Here is a 23,253-nt window from a genome sequence, read left to right on the forward strand (position 1 = left end):
TGCAAAATGTATGGTGCGATGCAATAAGCAAGCTCTGCGGCAAATAGAAACCGGGGCTTTCCCAGAAGCCGCGAATGCAAACCATCAATTGCCAGTACCGGGCCCGAACGACCTAGACTTCAGTATCTTTGGCCCACACAGCAATGCCCGAGACTTTTATTGATACACGCGGAGATTATTTCGGCATCGCCAAAGAATTGTATAGCTGTTTCAGCAGAACCTTAAAAACAAAAAAGTTGAACGGCGGCCGCAAAAACCCATCGTAAAGCCCCAGTCTTAAAATTGTGGCTTAAAAAAACAAAATCACCTCATACACTTCGAATTCGTCAGGGCTAGCTAAGCGCCTGAGCCTACCCGACCAAACGGCAAACATAAGTGGAGTTACCTCTATGAAGTCTGCGACGAGATCGGACAGTTCGCCATTTTATGGCGCAGTTCATCAGAGCGTGTTTCCGCCGACTGGCGGGATCGCGAAACGGGCATTCGATGTGTCCGCCGCCTGCCTCGGGCTCATCTTTCTGAGCCCGCTTTTTTTGATGGTGATGTTGCTAGTGAAGCTCTCCGACAGGGGGCCGATCTTTTACGGGCATCGCCGCATCGGCCACAATGGCCAGGAGTTCGGTTGCCTGAAGTTTCGGACAATGGTCACCAATGGTGACAAGGTTCTGCAGGAGCACCTGCGCAACAATCCGAAGGCGATGGAAGAGTGGCGTGCAACACGCAAGCTGCAAGACGACCCCCGGGTCACTGCGGTCGGTGCTGTTCTACGCAAATTGAGCCTTGATGAGCTGCCCCAGCTCTTCAATATCATCCGCGGCGAAATGAGCGTCGTCGGTCCGCGTCCAGTCGTTCGAGACGAACTCGAAATGTACGAAAACGCGGCCGTCTATTATCTGCAATCCCGCCCTGGCCTGACGGGCCTCTGGCAGATCAGCGGACGCAATGACGTTTCTTACGCAACCCGCGTCGCTTTCGACACGCACTATGTCGAAAACTGGTCGTTGGTTCGGGATGTCGTGATCATCGCACGCACAATCCCGGCAGTATGCGCTCAACGCGGCAGCTACTAAGCCGCATCTCAAAATCCAAACAGTACTGCGCGGCAACGCCTTGCGGCTTGTCGTGCCGAAATACGGGGAAGGTTCATGGAAAAACGCTTTCTTGACGGCAAGGCCGGAAGACGTCGCACGCTAAGATCCGGTGTGGTTATCGCAGCCGGACTTGGTGCTTTTCTGGCTTCGTCATCGCTTGCGGCTGCCGACGACTACCGTCTCGGTATTATGGACAAGCTGAAGATCCGGGTGGCCGAATGGCAGACCGCGGATGGCAGCATCCGCGACTGGTCGGTCGTCAGTGGGGACTACACCGTCGGGCCCTCAGGAAGCATTTCCCTGCCTTTCGTCGGTGATTTGCCTGCATCCGGCAAAACGACGGATGCGATCGCCCAGGAGATCGGCTCGGCTCTGCAGAAGCAATTTGCCTTGAAGGACCGACCGTCTGCCTCGGTGGAACTTTCGGAATTCCGGCCGGTCTATCTGTCCGGTGACGTTGAAAAGCCCGGCGAATATCCGTTTGCGCCCAATCTCACGATCGTTAAGGCCGTGAGTCTTGCAGGCGGTCTGCGCCGCGCGGACGCCGGTCAACGGTTCGCCCGCGACTTCATCAACGCCAAGGGTGACGCGGTCGTCTACATGGCCGACCGGGCGCGCCTGTTGGTGAAGGAGGCGCGGTTGCGCGCTGAGATCGCGAATCAGGATACGATCGAAATGCCGAAGGAGCTTCAGGACAAACCGGAGGCGAAGCCTCTGCTTGACAGCGAAACGGCTCTCATGAACACCCGCAAGAAACGCTTGACGCTGCAGCTTCAGGCGCTCGCAGATCTCAAGCAACTGCTTCAAAGCGAGGTCGAGACGCTTGCCAAGAAGACCGACACTCAGACCCGTCAGCTGCAATTGGCGACTGAGGATCGCGACAAGGTCGAGGATCTCGCCGAGAGAGGGCTGGCGCTCAGCAACCGCAAGATGGCCGCTGAGCAGCGGGCCGCGGATACCGAGGCGACGCTCCTCGATATCGATACGAATTCGCTGAAGGCCAAGCAGGACATCAGCAAGGCCAATCAGGACGAGATCACGCTTCGGAACGACTGGGATGCGCAGCTTGCCCAGGAACTTCAGAATGCCGAGGCTCAACTCGATGAACTCAATCTCAAGCTCGAAACCAGCAACTCGCTGATGGCGGAGGCGTTGACGCAGTCGACTGATGCTGCCCGCTTTGACACGAGCACCGGGGCCGCGAGCATCGCCTATTCGATCGTCCGCGAAGTTGACGGCAAGGCGAAGGAGATTCCGGTTCAAGAAAATACCGCACTCCAGCCCGGCGACTTGATCAAGGTCACTGCCGGATTGGCGATGAGATAACGAGGCCGCAATGCGGATCGCAAAATCTGTGCTCATTCAGCCAGGCGGGAATGCGGCCTATGCCATCCCCGCCGTGGCGCTGTCACTTTTTTGTTTCGCCTACTCGATCAAGTTCGGGCAGGTGGCGATCCTGCTTTACTATGCGCTGTGGCTGCCGCTGATCGCCGTGGACTACAAGAAGGTCCTCGGTAGCCATGGTCGCTATTTCTGGATCTATGCCTTCGCGGCGCTCGCCTTCCTGTCTGTCTTCTGGTCGGCCGTTCCCAGCATTTCCCTGCGAGCCAGCATCCAGTACCTGACGCAGGTCATCTGCGCCCTGATTGCGGTACGCGTGCTCGACGTCAGAACCCTGACGGTGGGCATGATCGCGGGCGTCGGGATCGTTCTCGTGTACTCGCTGCTGTTCGGCTACTACGAGTATGATCCGCTGGACGGCACCTTCAGTTTCGTGGGTGCCTTCGCCTCGAAGAACCAGCTTGGCTTCTATGCGTCGCTTGGGCTGATCGTCTCCTTCGCGGCTGTCTTCATCTTCGGTGAGCGGCGCCTCTGGATGGCGGCCTCCGGCGTGGTCGGGCTTTTGTCTGCTTACTGCCTCATCGCCTGCCAATCCGCGACATCCGTGCTGACCACCGCCGTCGTGATTGCTTTGATGATGGGGCTGCGTGTCGTCCTCGCACTGACGCCCGATCACCGCAAACTGCTGGTCGTCGGCGGTGGCGTCGCGGTCATCGTTCTCGCCGTTGCGGGTGTTTATCTAGGGGCGGTCGATGCCGTTCTCGGGATCTTCGGAAAGGACTCCACGCTGACCGGACGCACCTATCTCTGGCAGCAGGGGATCGAGGCGGCAAAGCAGAACCCGGCCTTCGGCATCGGCTACCAAGCCTACTGGGTCCAGGGCTTCTCCGAGCCGGAGCGTCTGTGGGAGGAATTTTTTATCGGGTCGCGGAGCGGCTTCCACTTCCACAATACCTATATCGAAACGGCAGTCGAACTGGGGCTCGCCGGCGTCATCACCCTGGCGGCAATGCTGCTGCGGATTTTGTGGGGGCACTTGCGGCGCGTCATCGAGGATTTCAGGAATGTCGAATCCTATCTGCTTTTCTCGATCGCGGTCCTGCTGACGATCCGCTCCTTCGTCGAGATTGATATCCTCACTCCGTACAACGTTGGGACGTTTCTTTTCTACTTTGCGGCCGGAAAGCTGGCGACCGCACGCCGCCAGCCGGCGGTGAGTTCATGGCGAACTGAGAAGTCGCTAGAGCCCATCACTCAATAACGTCATGCACTTTTGACCGGTCTTGATCGGTCTTCCGAGGAAACCGGATGAAGACACTTTACGGCATCCAATATCTGCGCGCCTTCGCGGCACTCGCCGTTGTGGTCTTCCACGCGGCGGAAAGGACCGGCGAGCATTTCGCCATTGGTGCCGCCGGCGTCGACGTTTTCTTCGTCATCAGCGGTTTCATCATGTGGGTCATCAGCGACCGCCGACCGATGACGCCGCAGGGGTTCCTGGTCGATCGCATTCGGCGCATCGCGCCGTCCTACTGGCTGGTGACGAGCGTAATGATTGCCGGTGCCATGGTCGGCCTGTTTCCGAACCTGAAGCTGACCGGCGCCCATATTCTGTCCTCACTCTTCTTTATTCCAGCTCAATCGCCGAGCACCGGTGATATCTGGCCGGTCCTCGTCCAGGGTTGGACGCTCGATTTCGAGATGTTCTTCTATGTGTTGTTTGCCGGGGCGCTTTTCCTGCCGCGTCGCTGGCGGCTGGCGTATCTGACGGCGATCTTCGGTGGCTTTTTCCTGATCGGCCTTCTCTTCGAGCCCGCCTCGCCAGTGCTAAAGACCTATACGCGGCCGATCATTCTCGAATTTCTCGGAGGCGTCTTTCTCGCCGAATTGTGGATCCGGCGGTGGATCGCAGGCACCAGCCTGGGGCTTGCTTGCGTCGGCGCATCGTTGTCCGGCTTTGCCGCGATCTTCCTGATCGGCGCCGACTTCGACGAAACGATTTGCGGGCCGCTCGCCATGGCGCTTGTCTATGGAATGGTATCGCTAGAAGCGGACGGCAGCATCGGCCGTATGCCGCTTCTCACCTATCTCGGCGATGCATCCTATTCGATCTACCTTTGGCACACGCTGGCGATCTCCGTGATCGTCAAGGCTGCCGGCGTGGTCGGGCTGTCGACAACACCGACGATCGCGATCGCCGTTGTCGGCGGGACGATCCTCGGAGCGGCGGCCTACGAGCTCGTCGAGAAGCCGCTTCGTAAGATCCTTTCCTCAGATCTGCTCAAACAGAGCGCCGTCGAGCGGCGCCCTTCATGACGAGGTCTCGGCGGCAGCCTCCTCGGAGGGCGGCGCGGTCTCGGCCTGCACCACATGTTTTCGCCGGCGCGCGCGCAGCACGACGTAGAAAACGGGCGTCAGGAACAGACCGAAGATCGTTACGCCAAGCATCCCTGAGAAAACGGCCGTCCCGAGCGATTGACGCATTTCGGCGCCGGGGCCGGTCGCGATCATTAGGGGCACGACGCCGAAGATGAACGCGAAAGCGGTCATCAGGATCGGCCGCAAACGCAGGTGACTGGCCTCGATTGCGGCCTCGACCGCCGATTTGCCCTCGTCCTGCGCCTGTCTCGCGAATTCCACGATCAAGATCGCATTCTTGGCCGCCAGCCCGATCAGCACGATCAGCCCGATCTGCGTCAGGATGTTGTTGTCCATTCCGCGCAGATGGACGCCGATCAAGGCGGCAAGGATCGCCAGGGGAACGATCAGGATGATGGCGAGCGGCAGGACCCAGCTTTCATACTGTGCCGACAGTGCCAGGAACACGAAGACGACCGAGAGGGCGAAGATGTAGATCGCCGTGTTGCCGGTATTCCGTTCCTGAAAGGCGATTTCGGTCCACTCGAAGGTTGTACCTGCCGGCATTATCTGCTTCGCAAGGCCTTCCATCTTGTCCAATGCGGTGCCCGTCGAAACGCCGGGAGCGGCATTGCCTTGCACGGGTACGGACACGTACATATTGTAATGCTGGACGAGTGAAGGGCCGCTGGTATCGCGGATATCGACCAGCGTGCCAAGCGGGACAAGTGCTCCGGTTGCCGATCTTACTTTGAGCGCGAGGATGTCGTCGCGCTCGACGCGATATTGCTGGTCGGCCTGGGCCCGCACCTGGTAGACGCGCCCGAAGGCATTGAAATCGTTGACGTAGGATGTGCCAAGATTGATCGACAGCGTGTCGAATATGTTGGAGATCGGTACGTTCAGGGTGCGCGCCTTGTCGCGATCGATCTCGAGGAAGTATTGCGGGCTGTTGGCGGAGAACGTCGTAAAGACGCCGGTCAGACCCTCTGTCTGGTTCGCCATGCCCATGAGCTGATAGGCAACACCGAGAACGCGGCGCATGTCCGAACTCTCTCGATCCATGAGCTGCATCTTGAAGCCGCCCGCGTTGCCGATACCGGAGATCGGCGGCGGCGGGATGGCTATAATGAAGGCTTCCTGGATCGCCTGGAGGCTGCCATAGAGCTGCCCGATGATCTTCGTGGCGGTCTGGCCGTGCTCCAGGCGGTTTTCGAAGGTGTCGAAGGCGGCGAAGACAACGCCGGCGTTGGAAGCGTTGGTGAAGGTCGCGCCACTGAAGCCCGAGAAGGCCACCGCATTCTTCACGCCCGGCGTGTTGCGGATGATCTCCGATGCGCGTTCGATAACCGCGTCGGTGCGGGAAAGCGCTGCACCATCCGGCAGCTGCACGACGACGATGGCGTAGCCCTGATCCATGACCGGGACGAAACCACTTGGGACGATCCTACCCATATAATATGTCGCGCCAAGCAGACCGGCGAAGATGAGCAGCGCGACGCAGAGCGCGGCGACCGTCTGCACGGTATGTCGCACAATCCAGGAGTAGCCCGCACTCAGCCCGTCGAAGCCCTTGTTAAACCCGCTCGCGATAGCACTTCCAAAACGCGCGATAGGGTTGCGATGCTTCTCGTGCTCCTCGTGGGGCTTCAGCACCAGTGCGGCAAGGGCTGGCGACAGGGTCAGGGAGTTCAGCGCTGAGATCGCTGTCGCGACCGAGATCGTCACCGCGAACTGACGATAGAATTGACCTGATATGCCCGGGATGAAGGCCGTTGGAGCAAACACGGCGATCAGCACGAGCGAGATTGCGACGACCGCCGTGCCGACCTCGTTCATCGTCACATGCGCGGCCTCTCGCGGCGTCATTCCCTTTGCCAGATTGCGCTCGACGTTTTCGACCACAACGATCGCGTCGTCGACGACGATGCCGATTGCCAGCACGAGACCGAACAGCGTCAGCATGTTGAGCGAGAAGCCGAAGGCAAGCAGGAAGGCGAAAGTACCGATCAGCGAGACCGGGATAGCGACAATGGGGATAATCGCCGTTCGCCAGGACTGCAGGAAGACAAGAACGACGATAGCGACGAGGATGGCCGCTTCAGCGATGGTCTTGTAAACCTCGTTGATGGATTCCGCGATGAATTCGGTCGGGTTGTAGACGATATCGTAGCTGAGACCCTGCGGGAAATCCTGAGAGACGGTTTCCATCGTCTTCTTGATTTCCGCTGCTGCCGCCAGAGCGTTTGTGCCGGGACGCGCGAAAATGCCGAGCGCGACGGCCGGTTTGCCGTTCAGATAGCTGTTTGTGACGTAGTCCTTGGCGCCGAGTTCGATGCGGGCGATATCCTGCAGTTGGACGAGACGCCCTTCCGCGGTCGCTTTGACGATGACGTAGCGGAATTGTCTTGCATCCGAGAAACGCCCTTGGGTCGTCACCGTATACTGGAAGGCGTTGGTGCCGGCCGCCGGTGGTCCGCCGATGGAGCCGCCGGAGACCTGCACGTTCTGCTCGCGCAGCGCATCGACGACGTCGCTGGAGGTCATGCCATAGGCCGACAGTTTTTGCGGATCGAGCCAGATACGCAGCGAATATTCGCGCTCACCGAACAGAATGACGTCGCCAACGCCATCGAGCCGAACAAGCGTGTCGCGGATGCGCGTGCGTGCGTAGTTGGAGACGTAGAGCTGATCATACCGAGAGTTCGGTGACAGCAGATGCACGACCATCATCAGGTCGGGCGAACTCTTCGCCGTCGTGATGCCGATGCGCCGAACTTCCTCGGGAAGGCGTGGTTCGGCGATGGCAACGCGGTTCTGGACAAGCACTTGTGCCTTGTCGAGGTCCGTACCGAGCTTGAAGGTGACGGTCAGTGCCATCGAACCATCGGCAGTAGAATAGGAAGACATGTAAAGCATGTCTTCGACGCCGTTGACCTCCTGCTCGATCGGGGTCGCCACAGTGTTGGCGATCGTCTCGGCGTCAGCGCCGGGATAGGAGGTACGGATAACTATGGTCGGCGGCGCAATCTCCGGGTATTGCGCTACGGGCAGCTGGAAATAAGCGATGCCGCCGACGATCAACAGCACAATGGAGAGCACCGACGCGAAGATCGGCCGGTCGACGAAGAAGTGTGCAAATCTCATCGGCTGAGCTCCAGGCCGGCGGCTTCAGGCGCAATCTCCTCGCGGCTTTGCGGGAGCTCGACCACCTGCGGCGTGACCTTCGAGCCGGGGCGGGCGCGAAGAAGGCCGTTGATGACGATCGTCTCGCTGCCGTCCATGCCTTCGCGGATGACACGATAGCCGTACAGGCGTGGACCCGGACGGACCGGTTTTGCCGTGACCGTTCCATCATCTCCGACGACATAAACGACGCGCTGGTTCTGGTCCGAGCCGATAGCCTCGTCGGGGACGAGGATCGCCTTGTAGACATTCGACGCTTCAACGGAAACGCGACCGAAAAGCCCTGGCTGCAACACGTAATTCGGATTGTCGAAGCGAGCCCGTATGCGCTTGGTGCCGGTCTCGCTGTCGATGCGGTTTTCAGCGAAGTCGAGCTTTCCCTTGAACGGCTTTTCGTTCGAATCCGTGATCTTGACCTCGACCTCGACGCCGCCACCGCCCTGCTGCAGATCGACCCCGCGGTCGCGGGCCGTCTGTGCGAAGTTGAGAAGGCGGCGTTCATCGACGTCGAAGTAGAAGTCGATCGGATCGACCGAAACGATGGTCGTCAGAATCGATTGGTCAGCCTGAACAAGGTTACCAACGGAGATCAGCCGGCGGTCGATGCGGCCGCTGATCGGAGCTGTGATCTTCGTATATTCGAGGTCGAGTGCCGCGCGATCGGCTGTCGCTTGCGCGCCGCGGACGTTCGCCTGCGCCGAGACCCATTCGCGCCGGCGGTCATCAAGGATCGAAATCGACTGGCTGCCGCTCGTCGCAAGGCTCTCGGCCCGCTTGAACTGTGCTTCCGCGTAGACGAGCGTGGATTTGGCGACTTCCAGCGCCGCGTTCGCTTCGTTCAGCGCGGTGATGAACGGCCTTTGGTCGATCACGAAGAGCAGGTCACCCTGCTTGACGAGCGCGCCGTCGGTGAAGTGCACTTCCTGCAGGTAACCGCCGATACGCGAGCGCACGGATACCTGATCGACCGGTTCGAAGCGGCCAATGAATTCGTCATTGTCGACGACATCGCGCACGACAGGTTTGGCGACAGAAACGGGAGGGGGAGAGCCTGGCTGCTGTGCCATCGCCGCGGTGAACGGCAGGAGAGCCAGGGTGCCAATAGTCAGCAGACGTCGAAAGGAGGAAGGCATGGCGGTTTCCTTATCCGGACGGCCGCAAGCGCTGCCGTCGCTTATGCTGATGTGATGCGATTCATGTCTTTGATGTCTCTGAACAAGGGCTCTGGCCCTTATTCACCTATGCTATTGCAAATCATGATCACGGCGGTCGGCCGCGCACTCGTCATCAAGAAAAGGTGATCGACCAAAGACCACGGCATTTCCGATAACCCTCTGGATTTCTACTTTAAACGGCTGCTGGTCGAAATTGCAAATGCCAACCGGTTGCAATTTCGAAAGGCCTTCGAAATCTCCGCGCGTATCCTTATGCGGCATTTTGGCCGCAGAATGCGGAATCTGGAACGGCGCCTATTGTGCCCTGAACACGCTTAATATATCTGAGCGTATAATAAGTGCGCTATTGATTATCGACACTGGTTCCCATGAACGGAAATCCTACTCTCGGCTTCTTGTTGCACGACGTCGCACGGCTGCTTCGCAAGCGGTTCGAGCAGCGTGCGCGCTGCCTTGGGCTGACGCGGTCGCAGTGGCAGACGCTTACTTACCTGCGCAGCAATGAGGGGGTTCATCAGGGCGGGCTTGCCGAGATCCTGGAGATAGAGCCGATCACACTTGTCCGCATTCTCGACAAGCTCGCCGATCGCGGTCTTATCGAGCGCCGGCAACATCCGACTGATCGCCGTGTCTGGCTTCTCTATGTGCGCGACGAGGCCCATCCGCTTCTGGCCGAGATGCGCGAGCTTGGTGATCTGACACGCGGCGAAGCATTCGATGGCATCCCTACCAAACAGTGCGATCAGCTGTTCGGCATTCTAACCGCGATGAAAACAAACCTAGTGCAGGCCTGCCGAACCCCGGTAGCCGAAAATGAGACAAAACATGGCTGAGAAGTCCTCCCTGCGCGTCGTTGCAGACGCAAATGCCAAGAACCCAGTTGAAGAAAACGACGCTTCCCCTCGCGAGGAAACGGTAGCTGAGGCGCCTTCATCCAATTCAGCGCCCGCTACTGCAGTGGCTGCGCCCGGCGGCACTCAGGTCCGCCGCCGGCGCAGTCTCACGCGTCCCGTTCTGTTCGCGTTGTTGCCGGTCGCGCTCGTCGTCGGCGGGTACTACTACGTCAACGGCGGTCAGATCATGTCGACCGACAATGCCTATATCCAGGCTGACATGGTGGGGCTGACAACCGACGTTTCCGGTATCGTCGAGCGGATCAACGTGCATGAGAACGAAGCGGTAAAGAAGGGCCAGCTTCTCTTCAGCTTGCGGCAGGACTCTTTCAAGATCGCTCTCGACGGTGCTGAGGCGCAGCTTGGCGCCGTGCGCAACCAGATCCTCAATCTGAAGGCCAGCTATCAGCAGTCGCTTGCCGAGATCACGCAAGCCGAAGCCGATATTCCCTATTATCAGACCGAGTTTGATCGACAGCAGAACCTGCTGAACAGCTCGGCTGCGACGCGCACTGCCTACGATCAGGCCAAGCACAATCTCGATGCTGGCCACCAGAAGGTCGCCGTCGCGAAGGCCGAGGCTGCCGCAACGCTGGCACAGTTGGGTGGCAATGCCGACCAGCCAGTTGAGCAGAACCCGCTCTATCTCGAAGCGAAGGCGAAGGTGGATGATGCAGAGCGCGAACTTGACCACAGCGTCGTCAGGGCGCCCTTCGATGGCATCGCGACGAACGTCAATTCGCTGCAGCCGGGCTCCTACCTGCAGGCGTCCACGCAGGCTTTCTCGCTGGTTTCGGACAACAATCTCTGGATTGCCGCGAGCCCGAAGGAAACGGAACTGACCTCTGTGAAGCCCGGCCAGCCGGTGACGATCTATGTCGACACCTATCCGGGCGTGGAATGGAAGGGCAAGGTCGAGAGCATCAGCCCGGCCTCCGGTTCCAGCTTCTCACTGCTGCCGGCGCAGAACACGACAGGCAACTGGGTCAAGGTCGTGCAGCGCATTCCGATGCGCGTCAGCATCGATGACGCGGCAGGCAAGCCACCGCTTCGTGTCGGCATGAGCACGGTCGTCGACGTCGATACGGGTCGTGCCCGTGGTCTTCCGGATTTCGTTTCCAAGCTTTTGGGCCGCTCCGGCGGCAAGGATCATGAGTAACGCTGCATCATCTCCGGCCACCCCGGTTGCCAACCGCGGTTGGATAACGGCCTGCGTCATCCTGGCGGTGATCATGCAGGCGCTGGACACGACGATTGCAAACGTCGCGCTGCCCTATATCCAGGGCAGCGTCTCGGCGAGCGCCGACCAAATCAACTGGGTGCTGACCTCCTATATCGTGGCGGCTGCAATCATGACGCCGCCGTCCGGTTTTCTGGCCGCCAAGTTCGGGCGCAAGCGCGTGCTTTTGGCGGCAATTGCCGGCTTCGTCGTTGCCTCTGTCCTCTGCGGTCTAGCGCAATCACTCAACCAGATCGTGGCCTTCCGCCTGCTGCAGGGCCTCTTTGGCGCATCTCTGGTTCCACTCTCTCAGGGCATCCTCCTCGACATTTATAGTGCCGAGGAGCGCGGCTCGGCCATGGCCTTATTTGGCGTCTCGGTCATGGTCGGGCCGGTCCTGGGACCCGTCATCGGCGGGTGGCTGACCGATAACATCAGCTGGCGCTGGGTGTTCTACATCAACGTGCCGATCGGCGCGCTGGCGTTTGCCGGCATCGTGATCTACGTCACCGAGACGAAGCTCGATGCGCTGGCGAAGCTCGACTGGTTCGGTTTCGGGATGATGAGTCTCGGCATCGCATCGCTGCAGCTCTTCCTCGATCGCGGCGAACAGCTGAACTGGTTCGCATCCGGCGAGATCATGATCGAAGCGATTGTCTGCGCCGCCGCGTTCTATCTGCTGATCGCGCATACGCTGACGGCGGAGAAGTCCTTCGTGAACCCGAGGCTGTTTCTCGATCGGAACTTCTCGGTCAGCATGCTTTTCATCTTCGTGATCGGCATCACCTATCTCGCCTCACTGGCGCTGATGACGCCATACCTGCAGACGCTGATGGGCTATCCCGTCATCACCGCGGGCATCGTCATGGGGCCACGTGGGCTCGGCACGATGCTCTGCATGTTTATCGTCGGCCGGCTGATCGGCAAGGTCGATACGCGCTTGCTGCTGGTATCGGGCCTCGGCCTGACGGCCTGGGCGATGTACGACATGACCGGCTGGACGCCCGATGTTTCGCAGTGGACAATCGTTTCCGTCGGCTTCGTTCAGGGCGCCGGGCTCGGCTTCCTCTTCGTGCCGTTGACGACGATCGCCTTCTCGACGCTGCCCGCGCACATGCGCGGCGACGGGACCGGCCTCTACAACCTGTCGCGCAACATCGGCTCAAGCGTCGGTATCTCGATCGTATCAGCGCTTCTTGTCGAGAACGCCCAGGTGAATCACGAGAACATCGCTGCCTATGTGACGCCGTTCAACCGGGCCTTCGAGGCGTCGGCGGCGCAGGCAATGAGTCCGTTGACAGCCGCCGGTCGCGCCTCGCTCAACGAGGTGATCACCCTGCAATCGACGATCATTGCCTACATGGACAATTTCAAGCTGTTGATGCTGATGTCGCTCGCGGTCATTCCGCTGGCGCTGCTGCTGCGCAAGCCGAAGGTCGCCCCTGTCATGGATCACAGCGCCGTCATGGAGTGATGCTCAGCGGAACGGTTTGCTGAGATAACGAGAGCCAGAAATGCCGAAGCGCCATGGTGCTTCGGCATTTTTTGTTATGCCGATCCTTTTGCCGGTAACGATTTCGACAGGAGCGGATGGGGCGATCGAGAAGGGTGGGCGATCGAGCAGCTTGTCGTTCAGCGTGAGATCGATACCGAGCGCCTGGCAGAGTTTGCCTGGACCGCTGCAGAGCTGCGTCAGTGCGTCGTTGCGGCGGCGCTCAATCATGGTCGCGATGCCGGCTTCCGGCTCCATTGCGCGGATTAGCACGGCGGAGCCGGGCGTGCAGACGAAATTCAGGCACCAATGCATGCCGTAGATGCGGTAAATGTAGACATTGCCTGGCCGACCGAACATCGCACCGTTTCGCGGCGTGGGACCGCGAAAGCTGTGCGAGGCTTCATCATCAGGGAAGTAGGCTTCGGTCTCGGTTATCCGTCCGCCGACATCGCCGACTCGCAGGTGGCAGCCGAGCAAATCCCGGGCGACGGCAACCGTATCACGCGCGAAAAAGCGCGTGAGATCAGGACCGGCGAGGGGAGCGGCGCCGATCGCACCGACGGCATCTGTCATCTGTTTCAGGCTTCCGGTCCGTGAGGTTCTAATGGCCGACCTTCGGGTCATGCGCCGGGATTGAGGAGCCCGTCACCGATACGGGATCGCTTGCCGGGAAAGTATCCTCGAGACCTTCTTCCAGTTCTTCTTCGAGAAGCGCAGCATCCTTGCCGCGTGCGCCATCTGCCTGCGAACTCTGCAGTGTTGTTGCCAGCAACGCCCTTGCACGGGTGATTGCATTGTCGCTCGTCAGGCCGGGAGAGGCAGCGGCATAGAGCGTGACCGATATGTTATTGCCGGACTGATCCGTGAAAATGACGGCGAAAGAGCCTTCCTTCGGGTGCACGGTGACGTCTGTGATAGCCATGGAAAGTCTCCTGGTTCTTACAGTTGCTCCAAGTGAAACGCTTTTCGCTAGGATTGTCGAGCAAAGACCTTCACCAGCCAGTCGATGAAAACGCGAACGCGCGGAGAAAGCTGTCGGTTGCGGGGATAAAGGAGAGAAACCGGCGTCTCCGTCAGTGGGAAATCCGGCAGCACGTGAACGAGCGTGCCATCGGCCAAATCCTTTTCCGCATGATATCGCGGCACTTGTATCAGGCCGAGGCCGAGCCGTGCTGCCGACTTGAAGCTCTCGGCGGCGTTGACGGTTACCGTTGCGGGCAGGGTGACGTTGCGGATGCTGCCGCCGACCAGGAATTCCAGAGGCAGAACACCGCCTGTTGCGCTTGAACGGAAGCCTACCATCCGATGACCGTGGAGCCGGTCGGGATGTTCGGGGAGGCCATGTTTCTCGATGTAGCGGGGAGCAGCAAGGGTAACTTCCTCCAACATGGCGACGCGTCGCGCCACCATGTCGTTGTCACCAGGCACGCCGACCCGCAGCACGCAATCGATGCCTTCGCGGACGAGATCGACCAGCCGGTCGCCCTCGCTCATGTAAAACTCGATGTCAGGGTAGGTTTCGAGGAAGGACGGAAGGCTCGGCAGCACGAAGTGGCGGGCAAGCGTACCGTGCACGTCGACGCGCAGCATGCCCTTCGGCTTGGCGCCGGCGAAGGCACCTTCCGCGTCCTCGATGTCGGCGAGTATGGCGAGGCAGCGTTGATAGTAGGCTTCACCATCGAGCGTCGGGCTGACATGGCGCGTGGTTCTCTGCAGCAGGCGCACGCCGAGTCGGGCTTCCAACTGCTTGACCGCATCCGTGACCGTGGAGCGCGGAAGGCCGGTATCCTCTGCTGCGAGCGTGAAACTGCGTCTCTCCACAACGCGGGAAAATACCCGCATAGCATCGAATCTGTCCATTTTGTTTGTTCGCCATATCCGGATAGTGATGCCCAATAATGGCTGATTATCCGCGCTTCGAAAAGCGGCATCTTCTTCTCATCGAAAACGCGGCGAGCCGCACACGATGAAGGAGAAAGGCAATGAGCAACGAGAACAAGGTCGCACTGGTCACTGGTGCATCGAGGGGCATCGGCGCCGCAATCGCGGAACGTTTGGCTAGGGACGGTTTCACCGTCGTCGTCAACTACTCAGGAAACGTGGCGCTCGCCGAGGAGCTTGTGCAGAGGATCGAGCAGAGCGGAGGTAAGGCGCTGACGGCGCAGGCCGATGTCAGCAACCCCGAAGCCGTCCGCCGGATGTTCGATGCTGCGGAAGCAGCCTTCGGCGGCATCGATGTGCTGGTCAACAATGCAGGTATCATGCAGCTCTCGTCGATTGCCGATGCCGACGATGCCAATTTCGACCGTCAGGTCAGCGTCAACCTGAAGGGCACCTTCAACACCCTGCGCGAAGCCGCAAAGCGTCTGCGTAAGGGTGGCCGCATCATCAACTTCTCGACGAGCGTCGTCGGTCTGAAGCTCGAAAACTACGGCGTTTACGCCGCGACCAAGGCTGCCGTCGAAACGCTGACGGCGATCATGTCGAAGGAAATGCGCGGTCGCGAAATCACGGTGAATGCCGTGGCCCCCGGGCCGACAGCAACCGACCTTTTCCTCGATGGGAAATCAGATGAGCTGATCGCCCGCATGGCCAAGATGAACCCACTGGAGCGCCTGGGAACGCCAGAAGATATCGCCGCGTCCGTTTCCTTCCTGGCCGGCCCGGACGGCTCCTGGATCAACGGCCAGGTGCTGCGCGCCAATGGCGGCATGGTCTGATCTCCAACACTAGACGTCAACAGTCACCTTAGAAGGAATAGGACAATGGAAAAGCAGGTCATCGTCATTACCGGAGCATCCAGTGGCTTCGGCGCTCTCACCGCCCGCACACTCGCCAGGGAAGGGCATATCGTCTACGCCGGCATTCGCGATACAGCGGGTCGCAACGCAAAGGCTGTCGCTGATATCGCTGCATTCCGCCGGGACAACAATGCCGACCTCCGTTCGGTCGAACTTGACGTTGTCTCGGAAGCCTCCATTGAAGCCGGCGTTGCCGAAGTCCTCGAAGAGGCGGGCAGGCTCGACGTGATCATCCATAATGCCGGTCATATGTCCTTCGGACCCGCCGAAGCATTCACGCCGGAGCAATACGCGGAGCTGTTCGACATCAATGTGCTGTCGACGCAGCGGGTGAACCGCGCCGTGCTTCCCCATATGCGCAAGCGGGGCAAGGGGCTCGTCGTCTGGGTGCCATCGTCCAGCACGCGGGGCGGCACGCCACTCTATCTCGCCCCCTATTTCGCGGCCAAGGCAGCGATGGACTCGGTTGCGGTCTCCTATGCGTCCGAGCTTGCCCGCTGGGGTATCGAAACCGCGATCATCGTGCCGGGTGCTTTCACCAAAGGCACCAATCACTTCGCACATTCCGGCTCGCCGGCGGATACGGCGCGCGCAGCCGAATACAACGACGGACCCTACAAAGGTGTGCCGGAACAGGCACTGCAGGGACTTGCAGCGCTGGAACCTGTCGACGCGGATGCCGGTTCAGTCGCGACGGCGATCGCGGAGGTCATCGCGATGCCCTTCGGCAAGCGTCCATTCCGTACGCATGTCGATCCGTCGGAAGACGGTGCCGAGGTGGTCAACGGCGTTGCCGATCGGGTTCGCGCCGAAATGTTCCGGCGGATCGGGCTGGAGGATCTCCTCAAGCCGGCTGTTCACTAAACCGTGATGGTTCCCATTGTTCCGTTTTCGCGAACCTGCTGTGCACGAATCAGCACTTAACAAACGGCAAGAAGCAGGATTATATAACTTCAGTAACGGCGACTGGAAGACCTCCAACTCCTGGCGCCAACCTCAGATACCGGTCGAGCCATTTCCCTGGTGACGCGGCAGGGTCTGAAAGGAATTCGATGACAGACTGTTGCGGCCCGTTGAAGGAACTCCTTCCGGGCCGCGACTGCGTCATGGGTCGTTCAGTTTCGCATCCGAGAGCAGTTTCACCAGCCAGTCGACGAAGACGCGAACCTTATTGCTGAGGTGCCGGTTCGGCGGATAGACGATGTAGAGCGGGAAGGGTTCACGGCTCCATTCCGGCAGGATTTCCACGAGGTCGCCCTTGGCCAAAGCGTCGCGGATCATGAAGCGCGGCAGCTGAGCAATGCCAAGGCCGTTCAATGCCGCATTGACGAAAGTTCGGCTGTCATTGACCGATAGCAGGTAACGAGGATTGATCTCCAGATCTTCATTGTCCTTGCGGAATTCGAAGGGAAGCGTCCGGTTGGTCTGTGCGCGGAAATAACTTACTGAATAATGGTCGTTTTCCAGCTCTTCGGGGCGGGTCGGAATGCCGAATTTTTCGATGTAGAGCGGTGCGGCACAGGTGAGCATTTCTACTTCCGAGACGCGCCTTGCGATCAGCGATTGGTCGGCGGGCGTGCCGCCGCGAAGCGCGCAGTCGACGTTCTCCGCGAGGTAGTCGACGGTGCGGTCGCCGACGCCAAGATCAACCCGGATATCCGGGTATTTCTGGTAGAAGTCGCAGAGCGCGGGCACGACGATCCAGTCGGCGAAGGCGCCCGCCATTTCGACGCGCAAACGGCCGGTCGGCAGGCCCTGCGAGTTCGAAAGGCTGCCATCCAGTTCCTCGAGTTCGGAGACGATCTGTGCCGCTCGTTCATAATAGAGCGCGCCATCGGTCGTCACCATGACGCGGCGCGTGGTGCGGTTAAGAAGCTTGGTGTGCAGATGCGCTTCAAGCCCCTGGATGAGATTGGTCACCGTCGCCTTGGGCATGGCGAGCGTGTCGGCGGCCCGTGTGAAATTGCCCGTCTCTACGACGCGGATGAAAGCGCGCATTGCCGAGAGCTGGTCCATCGGAAATCACCTAAGCAGGTTGCACTGCAGTATTGTTCGAAATTCGGAACAGTGTAATCGCTCTGAAGCTTCTTATTCCGTCAGAGGAATAACAATATCTTTTTTACAGAAATTGCAAGCCGTCGCGGCTCGCAACACGTTATGTCGGTGAAAACGAGAGCCGAAACGATGACGGTGCAGGTGAAAGACATAGTGATGGAGAAGGTGGCCACCGGCCCCGTTTCCGCACGCGTCTATCAGGGCGCCGAGTTTGGCAAGGGTTCGCCGATCGTACTGTTTTTTCACGGCGGCGCTTTTCTGCAGTCGGGTGTCAGGGATAGCCTGGTTGCGGAGAGCTTGGCGAAGGCCGGCGCGATTGTTGCCGTCCCGGATTACAATGCACCGCTGGGCAATGTCTTTCCGAAGCCGCTCGAAGTTGGCTATTCTATCTTTTCTTATCTTGCCAACAAGCGCGCCTCCGGTATCGGCGACCGCAATTCGCTGCTGATCGTCGCCGGTGAAGAGGCTGGTGGGAACATCGCTGCCGGCGTCGCTTTCAAGGCGCGCGACCACTATGCGGATGCGCTCAATGGCCAGGTGCTGATTTCGCCGCTGCTTGATCCATTCATGGGCACGTCGTCGATCCGCAAGGCGGATGGTATCGGCATGCGCCAGCGTTGGGCCGAGGGCTGGAGCCACTATCTCAGTGGCGGCGGCTGTCATCCCTACGCGGCACCTTGCTTGTGTTCGCGTATTGCAGGGGTGGCGCCGGCACTCGTTTTGACGGCCGAGGATGATCCTCTTCGTGACGAGACGCTGGGTTATGCCGACCGCCTGAAGCAGGCAGGCGTTGCAGTTCGCCGGAATGTCCTACCCGCCGGGGCAGGCTGGCCATTGCTTTATGGCGGGAAATGCGAACAGGCACCGAATTGGGAACAGACGATCACGGACCAATTCGAAAGCTTCGTTCGGGATATTAGCAGCCAACCTATTGCATTGAAGACGAACTGATTGAATTCGGCCACTGAGAGAGGGCCGTAAGGAGAGTACCAATGACGTCCAGTAAGAAGCGCTGGGCCCTCGTGGGCGCCGGCTTAGGGCTTGTCGCGTCCGTTTCGGCCGCGGCCATCTTTTTCGAACTGCCGATGAGCACGACCGCCACGGCTGCATCCACACCTGCGCAGGCTCCCTCTGTGCCGGTGACGGTTGCCGTCGTCGCCAGCCGTGATGTAACGACATGGCAGGAGTTTTCGGGGCGGCTCGAGGCCGTCGACCGTGTCCAGATCCGTTCACGCGTCGCCGGGGCGGTCCAATCCGTGCACTTCCGCGAAGGCGCGCTGGTGAAGGCGGGTGACCCGCTCTTCTCCATCGATCCCGAGCCCTATCAGGCGGCTGTTTCCCAGGCCGAAGGCCAGGTTGCTTCCGCCGATGCGAAGGTCAATATCGCTCAGATCGAACTGGAGCGTGGCCGCAGGCTTTCTGACAACAGGACGATTTCGCAAAGTGATCTCGACCAGCGTCAGAATGCCTTCACCGAAGCGCAGGCCGGCCTTCGCACCGCTCAGGCAGCCCTTCGTTCAGCACAGTTGGAGCTCGGCTACACCGAAGTCCGCGCACCGGTTGCCGGTCGTGTCGGCAAGATCGAGATCACCGTCGGTAACCTTGTTGCCGCCGGCTCTACATCACCGGCCTTGACGACGCTCGTGTCGGTCGATCCGATTTACGCGAGCTTCAACGCCAGTGAGGAAATGGTCACCAAGGCGCTCGCTGAGCTGCCGGCGGGTGATGGCGCCGTTCCGGCGGTCGAGCAGATCCCGGTCGAGGTCGGCACACTGGCGGATCAGGGAACCCCGATCAAGGGTAAGCTGCAACTGATCGACAATCAGGTTGACGCGGCAAGCGGCACCATCGGTGTTCGCGCTGTCTTCGACAATCCCGGCGGCAAGCTGATCCCCGGCCAGTTCGTTCGCGTCCGTATGGGCGAGCCGAAGGCCGAGAACAAGATCCTGATCAGTGACCGCGCAATCGGCACGGACCAGGACAAAAAGTTCGTGTTCGTCGTCGATGCCGAAAACAAGGTCAGCTACCGACCGGTCCAGCTCGGCGCGACAGCCGACGGTCAGCGTATCGTCGAAAGCGGGCTGACCGTTGGCGACAAGATCGTCGTCAATGGCCTGCAGCGTATCCGTCCCGGCGCCATGGTTGCACCGCAGGCGGAAGAGAAAGTGGCGACGGCTCAGTAAGCCGAAGCATCCGGGGCGTTTCGGCGCTCCGCGGAAATCCGAAATGACGTGATCCACCGGCGGCCTCCCAACCGCCGGAGAGGGTCGTTGCATCATAGTTTCATCCCGGAGAGGGCTTTGAAATGAATTTCTCCAGATTCTTTGTCGACCGTCCGGTGTTCGCCGGAGTCCTATCGGTCCTCATCGTGGTCGCCGGTCTGCTTGGTCTGCGATCATTGCCGATTTCCGAATATCCGGAGGTCGTTCCGCCATCAATCGTCGTGCGCGCTACCTATCCCGGCGCAAACCCGGAGGTTATCGCGCAGACCGTTGCCACGCCGCTCGAAGAGCAGATCAATGGCGTCGAGGGCATGCTCTACATGTCCAGCCAGGCGACATCGGATGGCGTCATGACGCTGACGGTCACCTTCAAGCTTGGCACCGACCCCGACAAGGCACAGCAGCTCGTTCAGAACCGCGTGTCGCAGGCCGAACCGCGCCTGCCGGAAGAGGTGAAGACTATCGGTATCACGACGGTCAAGAGCTCTCCCGACCTGATGATGGTCGTGAACCTGATCTCGCCTGACAACCGATACGACATCACCTATCTTCGCAACTACGGCGTCCTCAACATCAAGGACCGGCTGGCGCGCATCGATGGTGTCGGCCAGGTACAGGTCTTCGGTTCGGGCGACTATTCGATGCGCGTCTGGATCGACCCGCAGAAGGCTGCCGAACATGGGCTTGCCGCCAGCGACGTCACCAATGCGATCCGCGGCCAGAACGTGCAGGCCGCAGCCGGCACCATCGGCGCTTCGCCAAGCCTGTCGGGTGTAGACCTGCAGCTCAACGTCAATGCGCAGGGCCGTCTTCAGACGCCTGAGCAATTCGGCAACATCATCGTCAAGACCGGCACGAACGGCGAGATCACCCGCCTGCGCGACGTCGCCCGCATCGAACTCGGTGCCGCCGATTACTCGCTGCGCTCGATCCTCGATGGCAAGCCGGCAGTCGCCATCCCGGTCTTCCAGTCTCCGGGTTCGAACGCCATCACCATCTCGGACGAAGTCCAGAAGACGATGGAAGAGCTGAAGACCGCCATGCCTGACGGCGTCAGCTACGAGATCGTCTATGACACGACGAAGTTCGTTCGTTCATCGATCGAGAAGGTCGTCGACACGTTGCTCGAAGCCATCGCGCTCGTCGTTATCGTCGTCATTCTGTTCCTGCAGACTTGGCGCGCCTCGATCATCCCGCTGATTGCCGTTCCGGTCTCGATCATCGGCACGTTCGCGGTGATGTATGTCTTCGGCTTCTCCATCAATGCGCTCAGTCTCTTCGGCCTCGTGCTGGCGATTGGTATCGTGGTGGACGACGCGATCGTCGTGGTCGAAAACGTCGAGCGAAACATCGAAAACGGCCTCAGCCCGCGGGCTGCCACCTACAAGGCCATGAAGGAAGTGTCTGGCCCGATCATCGCGATCGCGCTGGTGCTCGTCGCTGTTTTCGTGCCGCTCGCCTTCATTAGTGGTCTCTCCGGACAGTTCTATCGTCAGTTCGCGCTGACGATCGCGATCTCGACGGTCATTTCGGCCTTCAACTCCCTGACGCTGTCTCCTGCTCTGGCTTCGCTGCTATTGCAGGACCATCACGCCAAGCGTGACTGGCTGACACGCGCTATGGACGCGGTTTTCGGCTGGTTCTTCCGTGGCTTCAACAAAGCCTTCGGCGCTGGTTCGCGGGGCTATGGCAAGGGCGTCGGCGGTCTGCTGTCGCGCAAGAGCATCGTCATGCTTGTTTATGTGGTGCTTGCGGGCGCGACCTACGGGCTATTCAATGCGGTGCCGGGTGGCTTCGTGCCGGCGCAGGACAAGCAGTATCTGATCGGCTTTGCCCAGCTGCCGGATGCCGCGAGCCTCGACCGCACCGAAGACGTCATCAAGCGGATGAGCGACATCGCCATGGCCGAGCCTGGTGTTGCCCATGCGATTGCCTTCCCGGGCCTGTCGATCAACGGCTTCACCAATTCGTCGAACGCCGGCATCGTCTTCGTGACGCTGAAGGATTTCGAGGAGCGCAAGTCGCCGGCGCTTTCGGGCGGTGCGATCGCCATGTCCCTGAACCAGAAGTTCGGGGCGATCCAGGATGCCTTCATCGCGATGTTCCCGCCGCCGCCGGTCAACGGTCTCGGCACGACGGGTGGCTTCAAGATGCAGCTCGAAGACCGCGCTGGTCTCGGCTATCAGGTGCTCGACGAGGCCAACAAGGCGATGATCGCCAAGGCCTACCAGACGCCGGAGCTGACGGGCATCTTCTCCGCATACCAGATCAATGTTCCGCAGCTCTATGCCGATCTCGACCGTGAGAAGGCGGAACAGCTGGGCGTCCCGGTAACCGATGTTTTCGAGACGCTGCAGATCTATCTCGGTTCGCTCTATGTCAACGACTTCAACGCCTTCGGCCGTACCTACAGCGTGCGTGTCCAGGCCGATGCCAAGTTCCGGGCCCAGCCCGAGGATATCGGCAAGCTGAAGGTTCGTTCGGCATCGGGCCAGATGATCCCGCTGTCTGCGCTCCTGAAGGTGAACGCGACAACCGGGCCGGAGCGGACCAACCGTTATAACGGTTTCCTCTCCGCCGATATCAACGGCGGTCCAGCTCCGGGCTTCTCCTCCGGCCAGGCTCAGGCAGCGATCGAAAAGATCGCCGACGAGACCTTGCCGAAGGGCATCAGCTTCGAATGGACGGATCTGACCTATCAGCAGATCCTGGCGGGCAACTCCGGCGTGATCGTCTTCCCGCTGGCACTGCTGCTCGTATTCCTGGTGCTCGCTGCACAGTACGAGAGCCTTGCCCTTCCGATCGCGATCATCATGATCGTGCCGATGGGCGTGCTGGCTGCGTTGACAGGCGTCTGGCTGACCGGTGGAGACAACAACATCTTCACGCAGATCGGTCTGGTGGTTCTTGTCGGCCTCTCGGCGAAAAACGCGATCCTGATAGTGGAATTCGCCCGCGAGCTGGAATTCGAAGGACGGACTCCGGTTCAGGCTGCCATCGAGGCAAGTAGGTTGCGTCTGCGTCCGATCCTGATGACTTCCATGGCCTTCATCATGGGTGTCGTGCCGCTGGTCGTCTCAACCGGTGCTGGTGCCGAGATGCGCGCCGCCATGGGTGTCGCGGTGTTCTCGGGCATGATCGGCGTTACCTTCTTCGGCATCTTCATGACGCCTGTCTTCTACGTGCTGGTTCGCAAACTGTCGGGCAACCGCCCGCTGATCCAGCACAAAGAGCACGAGCACGACGCAGAGGAAGCCGAAATCATACGACTCGCTGCCGAATAGCCCCCACTCAGGCGGCGAGACGTGGAAAGGCGGAGCATTGCTCCGCCTTTCCTGTTTTCATGAACCGGCCATGCGGCTATGTCTCGAAGAGCATGCGCGGGCGAGGGGAGTCGCGCGCTGCAAGGACTGATGG

18 protein-coding genes are annotated in these 23,253 nt (G+C 60.0%); 12 read left to right on the plus strand and 6 right to left on the minus strand.

Annotated elements, in window-relative coordinates:
* Nucleotides 1-389 precede the first annotated feature (389 nt).
* The 4 genes from ATY79_RS29545 (at nt 390) to ATY79_RS29560 (ending at nt 4,748) form a co-directional block, all read left to right on the plus strand.
* Nucleotides 390-1,070, plus strand: a complete 681-nt coding sequence (locus tag ATY79_RS29545) for a sugar transferase (protein WP_088695105.1) — start codon at nt 390-392, stop codon at nt 1,068-1,070.
* A gap of 75 nt (nt 1,071-1,145) precedes the next feature.
* Nucleotides 1,146-2,417: a polysaccharide biosynthesis/export family protein gene (locus ATY79_RS29550; RefSeq protein ID WP_088695104.1), complete on the plus strand. Its 1,272-nt coding sequence runs from the start codon at nt 1,146-1,148 to the stop codon at nt 2,415-2,417.
* A gap of 10 nt (nt 2,418-2,427) precedes the next feature.
* On the plus strand, nt 2,428-3,693 hold the full coding sequence (locus ATY79_RS29555) for an O-antigen ligase (protein ID WP_088695103.1): 1,266 nt from the start codon (nt 2,428-2,430) through the stop codon (nt 3,691-3,693).
* Between the two features lie 47 nt (nt 3,694-3,740).
* Nucleotides 3,741-4,748, plus strand: coding sequence for an acyltransferase (locus ATY79_RS29560; RefSeq protein ID WP_088695102.1), 1,008 nt, complete (start codon nt 3,741-3,743; stop codon nt 4,746-4,748).
* Here ATY79_RS29560 and ATY79_RS29565 read toward each other — a convergent pair.
* Both ATY79_RS29565 and ATY79_RS29570 read right to left on the minus strand, forming a co-directional pair.
* Nucleotides 4,743-7,937 (minus strand): multidrug efflux RND transporter permease subunit, encoded by a 3,195-nt coding sequence (locus ATY79_RS29565; protein ID WP_088695101.1) that lies wholly within the window; start codon nt 7,935-7,937, stop codon nt 4,743-4,745. The genes ATY79_RS29560 and ATY79_RS29565 overlap by 6 nt on opposite strands.
* Complete coding sequence (locus ATY79_RS29570) at nt 7,934-9,109, minus strand: efflux RND transporter periplasmic adaptor subunit (protein WP_088705744.1); 1,176 nt, start codon at nt 9,107-9,109, stop codon at nt 7,934-7,936. Before ATY79_RS29570 ends, ATY79_RS29565 begins: the two co-directional genes overlap by 4 nt.
* Nucleotides 9,110-9,519: 410 nt before the next feature.
* On the opposite strand from ATY79_RS29570, the gene ATY79_RS29575 reads away from it, so the two are divergent.
* The 3 genes from ATY79_RS29575 to ATY79_RS29585 are packed head-to-tail and all read left to right on the plus strand — an operon-like array spanning nt 9,520 to nt 12,737.
* Nucleotides 9,520-9,984 (plus strand): MarR family transcriptional regulator, encoded by a 465-nt coding sequence (locus tag ATY79_RS29575; protein WP_088705745.1) that lies wholly within the window; start codon nt 9,520-9,522, stop codon nt 9,982-9,984.
* Nucleotides 9,977-11,203, plus strand: a complete 1,227-nt coding sequence (locus ATY79_RS29580) for an HlyD family secretion protein (protein ID WP_088705746.1) — start codon at nt 9,977-9,979, stop codon at nt 11,201-11,203. The genes ATY79_RS29575 and ATY79_RS29580 overlap by 8 nt, the downstream gene beginning before the upstream one ends.
* Nucleotides 11,196-12,737, plus strand: coding sequence for a DHA2 family efflux MFS transporter permease subunit (locus ATY79_RS29585; protein WP_088695097.1), 1,542 nt, complete (start codon nt 11,196-11,198; stop codon nt 12,735-12,737). Before ATY79_RS29580 ends, ATY79_RS29585 begins: the two co-directional genes overlap by 8 nt.
* Nucleotides 12,738-12,740: 3 nt before the next feature.
* Here ATY79_RS29585 and ATY79_RS29590 read toward each other — a convergent pair whose 3' ends face one another.
* From ATY79_RS29590 to ATY79_RS29600, 3 genes are read right to left on the minus strand one after another with little or no spacing between them, the layout of a single operon-like run.
* Complete coding sequence (locus tag ATY79_RS29590; RefSeq protein ID WP_088705747.1) at nt 12,741-13,331, minus strand: DNA-3-methyladenine glycosylase; 591 nt, start codon at nt 13,329-13,331, stop codon at nt 12,741-12,743.
* Nucleotides 13,332-13,359: 28 nt separating this feature from the next.
* The gene (locus ATY79_RS29595) at nt 13,360-13,680 is read right to left on the minus strand and encodes a hypothetical protein (protein WP_088695095.1); all 321 of its coding nucleotides are present in this window, start codon (nt 13,678-13,680) and stop codon (nt 13,360-13,362) included.
* A gap of 47 nt (nt 13,681-13,727) precedes the next feature.
* Entirely contained in the window at nt 13,728-14,618 is an 891-nt protein-coding gene (locus ATY79_RS29600; protein WP_088705748.1) for a LysR family transcriptional regulator, read from the minus strand.
* A 122-nt stretch (nt 14,619-14,740) separates the two neighbouring features.
* On the opposite strand from ATY79_RS29600, the gene ATY79_RS29605 reads away from it, so the two are divergent.
* Nucleotides 14,741-15,478, plus strand: a complete 738-nt coding sequence (locus ATY79_RS29605) for an SDR family oxidoreductase (protein WP_088705749.1) — start codon at nt 14,741-14,743, stop codon at nt 15,476-15,478.
* Nucleotides 15,479-15,523: 45 nt separating this feature from the next.
* The gene (locus tag ATY79_RS29610) at nt 15,524-16,423 is read left to right on the plus strand and encodes an SDR family oxidoreductase (protein WP_088705750.1); all 900 of its coding nucleotides are present in this window, start codon (nt 15,524-15,526) and stop codon (nt 16,421-16,423) included.
* 240 nt (nt 16,424-16,663) lie between these two features.
* Here ATY79_RS29610 and ATY79_RS29615 read toward each other — a convergent pair whose 3' ends face one another.
* Nucleotides 16,664-17,575 (minus strand): LysR family transcriptional regulator, encoded by a 912-nt coding sequence (locus tag ATY79_RS29615; RefSeq protein WP_007790571.1) that lies wholly within the window; start codon nt 17,573-17,575, stop codon nt 16,664-16,666.
* A gap of 168 nt (nt 17,576-17,743) precedes the next feature.
* Here ATY79_RS29615 and ATY79_RS29620 point away from each other — a divergent pair, with 168 nt between their 5' ends.
* The 3 genes from ATY79_RS29620 (at nt 17,744) to ATY79_RS29630 (ending at nt 23,120) form a co-directional block, all read left to right on the plus strand.
* The gene (locus ATY79_RS29620) at nt 17,744-18,565 is read left to right on the plus strand and encodes an alpha/beta hydrolase (RefSeq protein ID WP_088705784.1); all 822 of its coding nucleotides are present in this window, start codon (nt 17,744-17,746) and stop codon (nt 18,563-18,565) included.
* Between the two features lie 41 nt (nt 18,566-18,606).
* Entirely contained in the window at nt 18,607-19,797 is a 1,191-nt protein-coding gene (locus ATY79_RS29625) for an efflux RND transporter periplasmic adaptor subunit (protein WP_088705751.1), read from the plus strand.
* Nucleotides 19,798-19,919: 122 nt separating this feature from the next.
* Nucleotides 19,920-23,120, plus strand: coding sequence for an efflux RND transporter permease subunit (locus ATY79_RS29630; RefSeq protein ID WP_088695090.1), 3,201 nt, complete (start codon nt 19,920-19,922; stop codon nt 23,118-23,120).
* The last annotated feature ends 133 nt before the right edge of the window (nt 23,121-23,253 follow it).

It is taken from the genome of Rhizobium sp. R693, from assembly GCF_002211315.1.
In the GTDB taxonomy this organism is placed as follows: Bacteria; Pseudomonadota; Alphaproteobacteria; order Rhizobiales; family Rhizobiaceae; genus Rhizobium.

Bases quoted from the DNA above. Each gene is read 5' to 3' on its own strand.
- ATY79_RS29545 (WP_088695105.1), top strand. From the start codon at position 390: ATGAAGTCTGCGACGAGATCGGACAGTTCGCCATTTTATGGCGCAGTT.
- ATY79_RS29550 (WP_088695104.1), top strand. From the start codon at position 1,146: ATGGAAAAACGCTTTCTTGACGGCAAGGCCGGAAGACGTCGCACGCTA.
- ATY79_RS29555 (WP_088695103.1), top strand. From the start codon at position 2,428: ATGCGGATCGCAAAATCTGTGCTCATTCAGCCAGGCGGGAATGCGGCC.
- ATY79_RS29560 (WP_088695102.1), top strand. From the start codon at position 3,741: ATGAAGACACTTTACGGCATCCAATATCTGCGCGCCTTCGCGGCACTC.
- ATY79_RS29565 (WP_088695101.1), bottom strand. From the start codon at position 7,937: ATGAGATTTGCACACTTCTTCGTCGACCGGCCGATCTTCGCGTCGGTG.
- ATY79_RS29570 (WP_088705744.1), bottom strand. From the start codon at position 9,109: ATGCCTTCCTCCTTTCGACGTCTGCTGACTATTGGCACCCTGGCTCTC.
- ATY79_RS29575 (WP_088705745.1), top strand. From the start codon at position 9,520: ATGAACGGAAATCCTACTCTCGGCTTCTTGTTGCACGACGTCGCACGG.
- ATY79_RS29580 (WP_088705746.1), top strand. From the start codon at position 9,977: ATGGCTGAGAAGTCCTCCCTGCGCGTCGTTGCAGACGCAAATGCCAAG.
- ATY79_RS29585 (WP_088695097.1), top strand. From the start codon at position 11,196: ATGAGTAACGCTGCATCATCTCCGGCCACCCCGGTTGCCAACCGCGGT.
- ATY79_RS29590 (WP_088705747.1), bottom strand. From the start codon at position 13,331: ATGACAGATGCCGTCGGTGCGATCGGCGCCGCTCCCCTCGCCGGTCCT.
- ATY79_RS29595 (WP_088695095.1), bottom strand. From the start codon at position 13,680: ATGGCTATCACAGACGTCACCGTGCACCCGAAGGAAGGCTCTTTCGCC.
- ATY79_RS29600 (WP_088705748.1), bottom strand. From the start codon at position 14,618: ATGGACAGATTCGATGCTATGCGGGTATTTTCCCGCGTTGTGGAGAGA.
- ATY79_RS29605 (WP_088705749.1), top strand. From the start codon at position 14,741: ATGAGCAACGAGAACAAGGTCGCACTGGTCACTGGTGCATCGAGGGGC.
- ATY79_RS29610 (WP_088705750.1), top strand. From the start codon at position 15,524: ATGGAAAAGCAGGTCATCGTCATTACCGGAGCATCCAGTGGCTTCGGC.
- ATY79_RS29615 (WP_007790571.1), bottom strand. From the start codon at position 17,575: ATGGACCAGCTCTCGGCAATGCGCGCTTTCATCCGCGTCGTAGAGACG.
- ATY79_RS29620 (WP_088705784.1), top strand. From the start codon at position 17,744: ATGACGGTGCAGGTGAAAGACATAGTGATGGAGAAGGTGGCCACCGGC.
- ATY79_RS29625 (WP_088705751.1), top strand. From the start codon at position 18,607: ATGACGTCCAGTAAGAAGCGCTGGGCCCTCGTGGGCGCCGGCTTAGGG.
- ATY79_RS29630 (WP_088695090.1), top strand. From the start codon at position 19,920: ATGAATTTCTCCAGATTCTTTGTCGACCGTCCGGTGTTCGCCGGAGTC.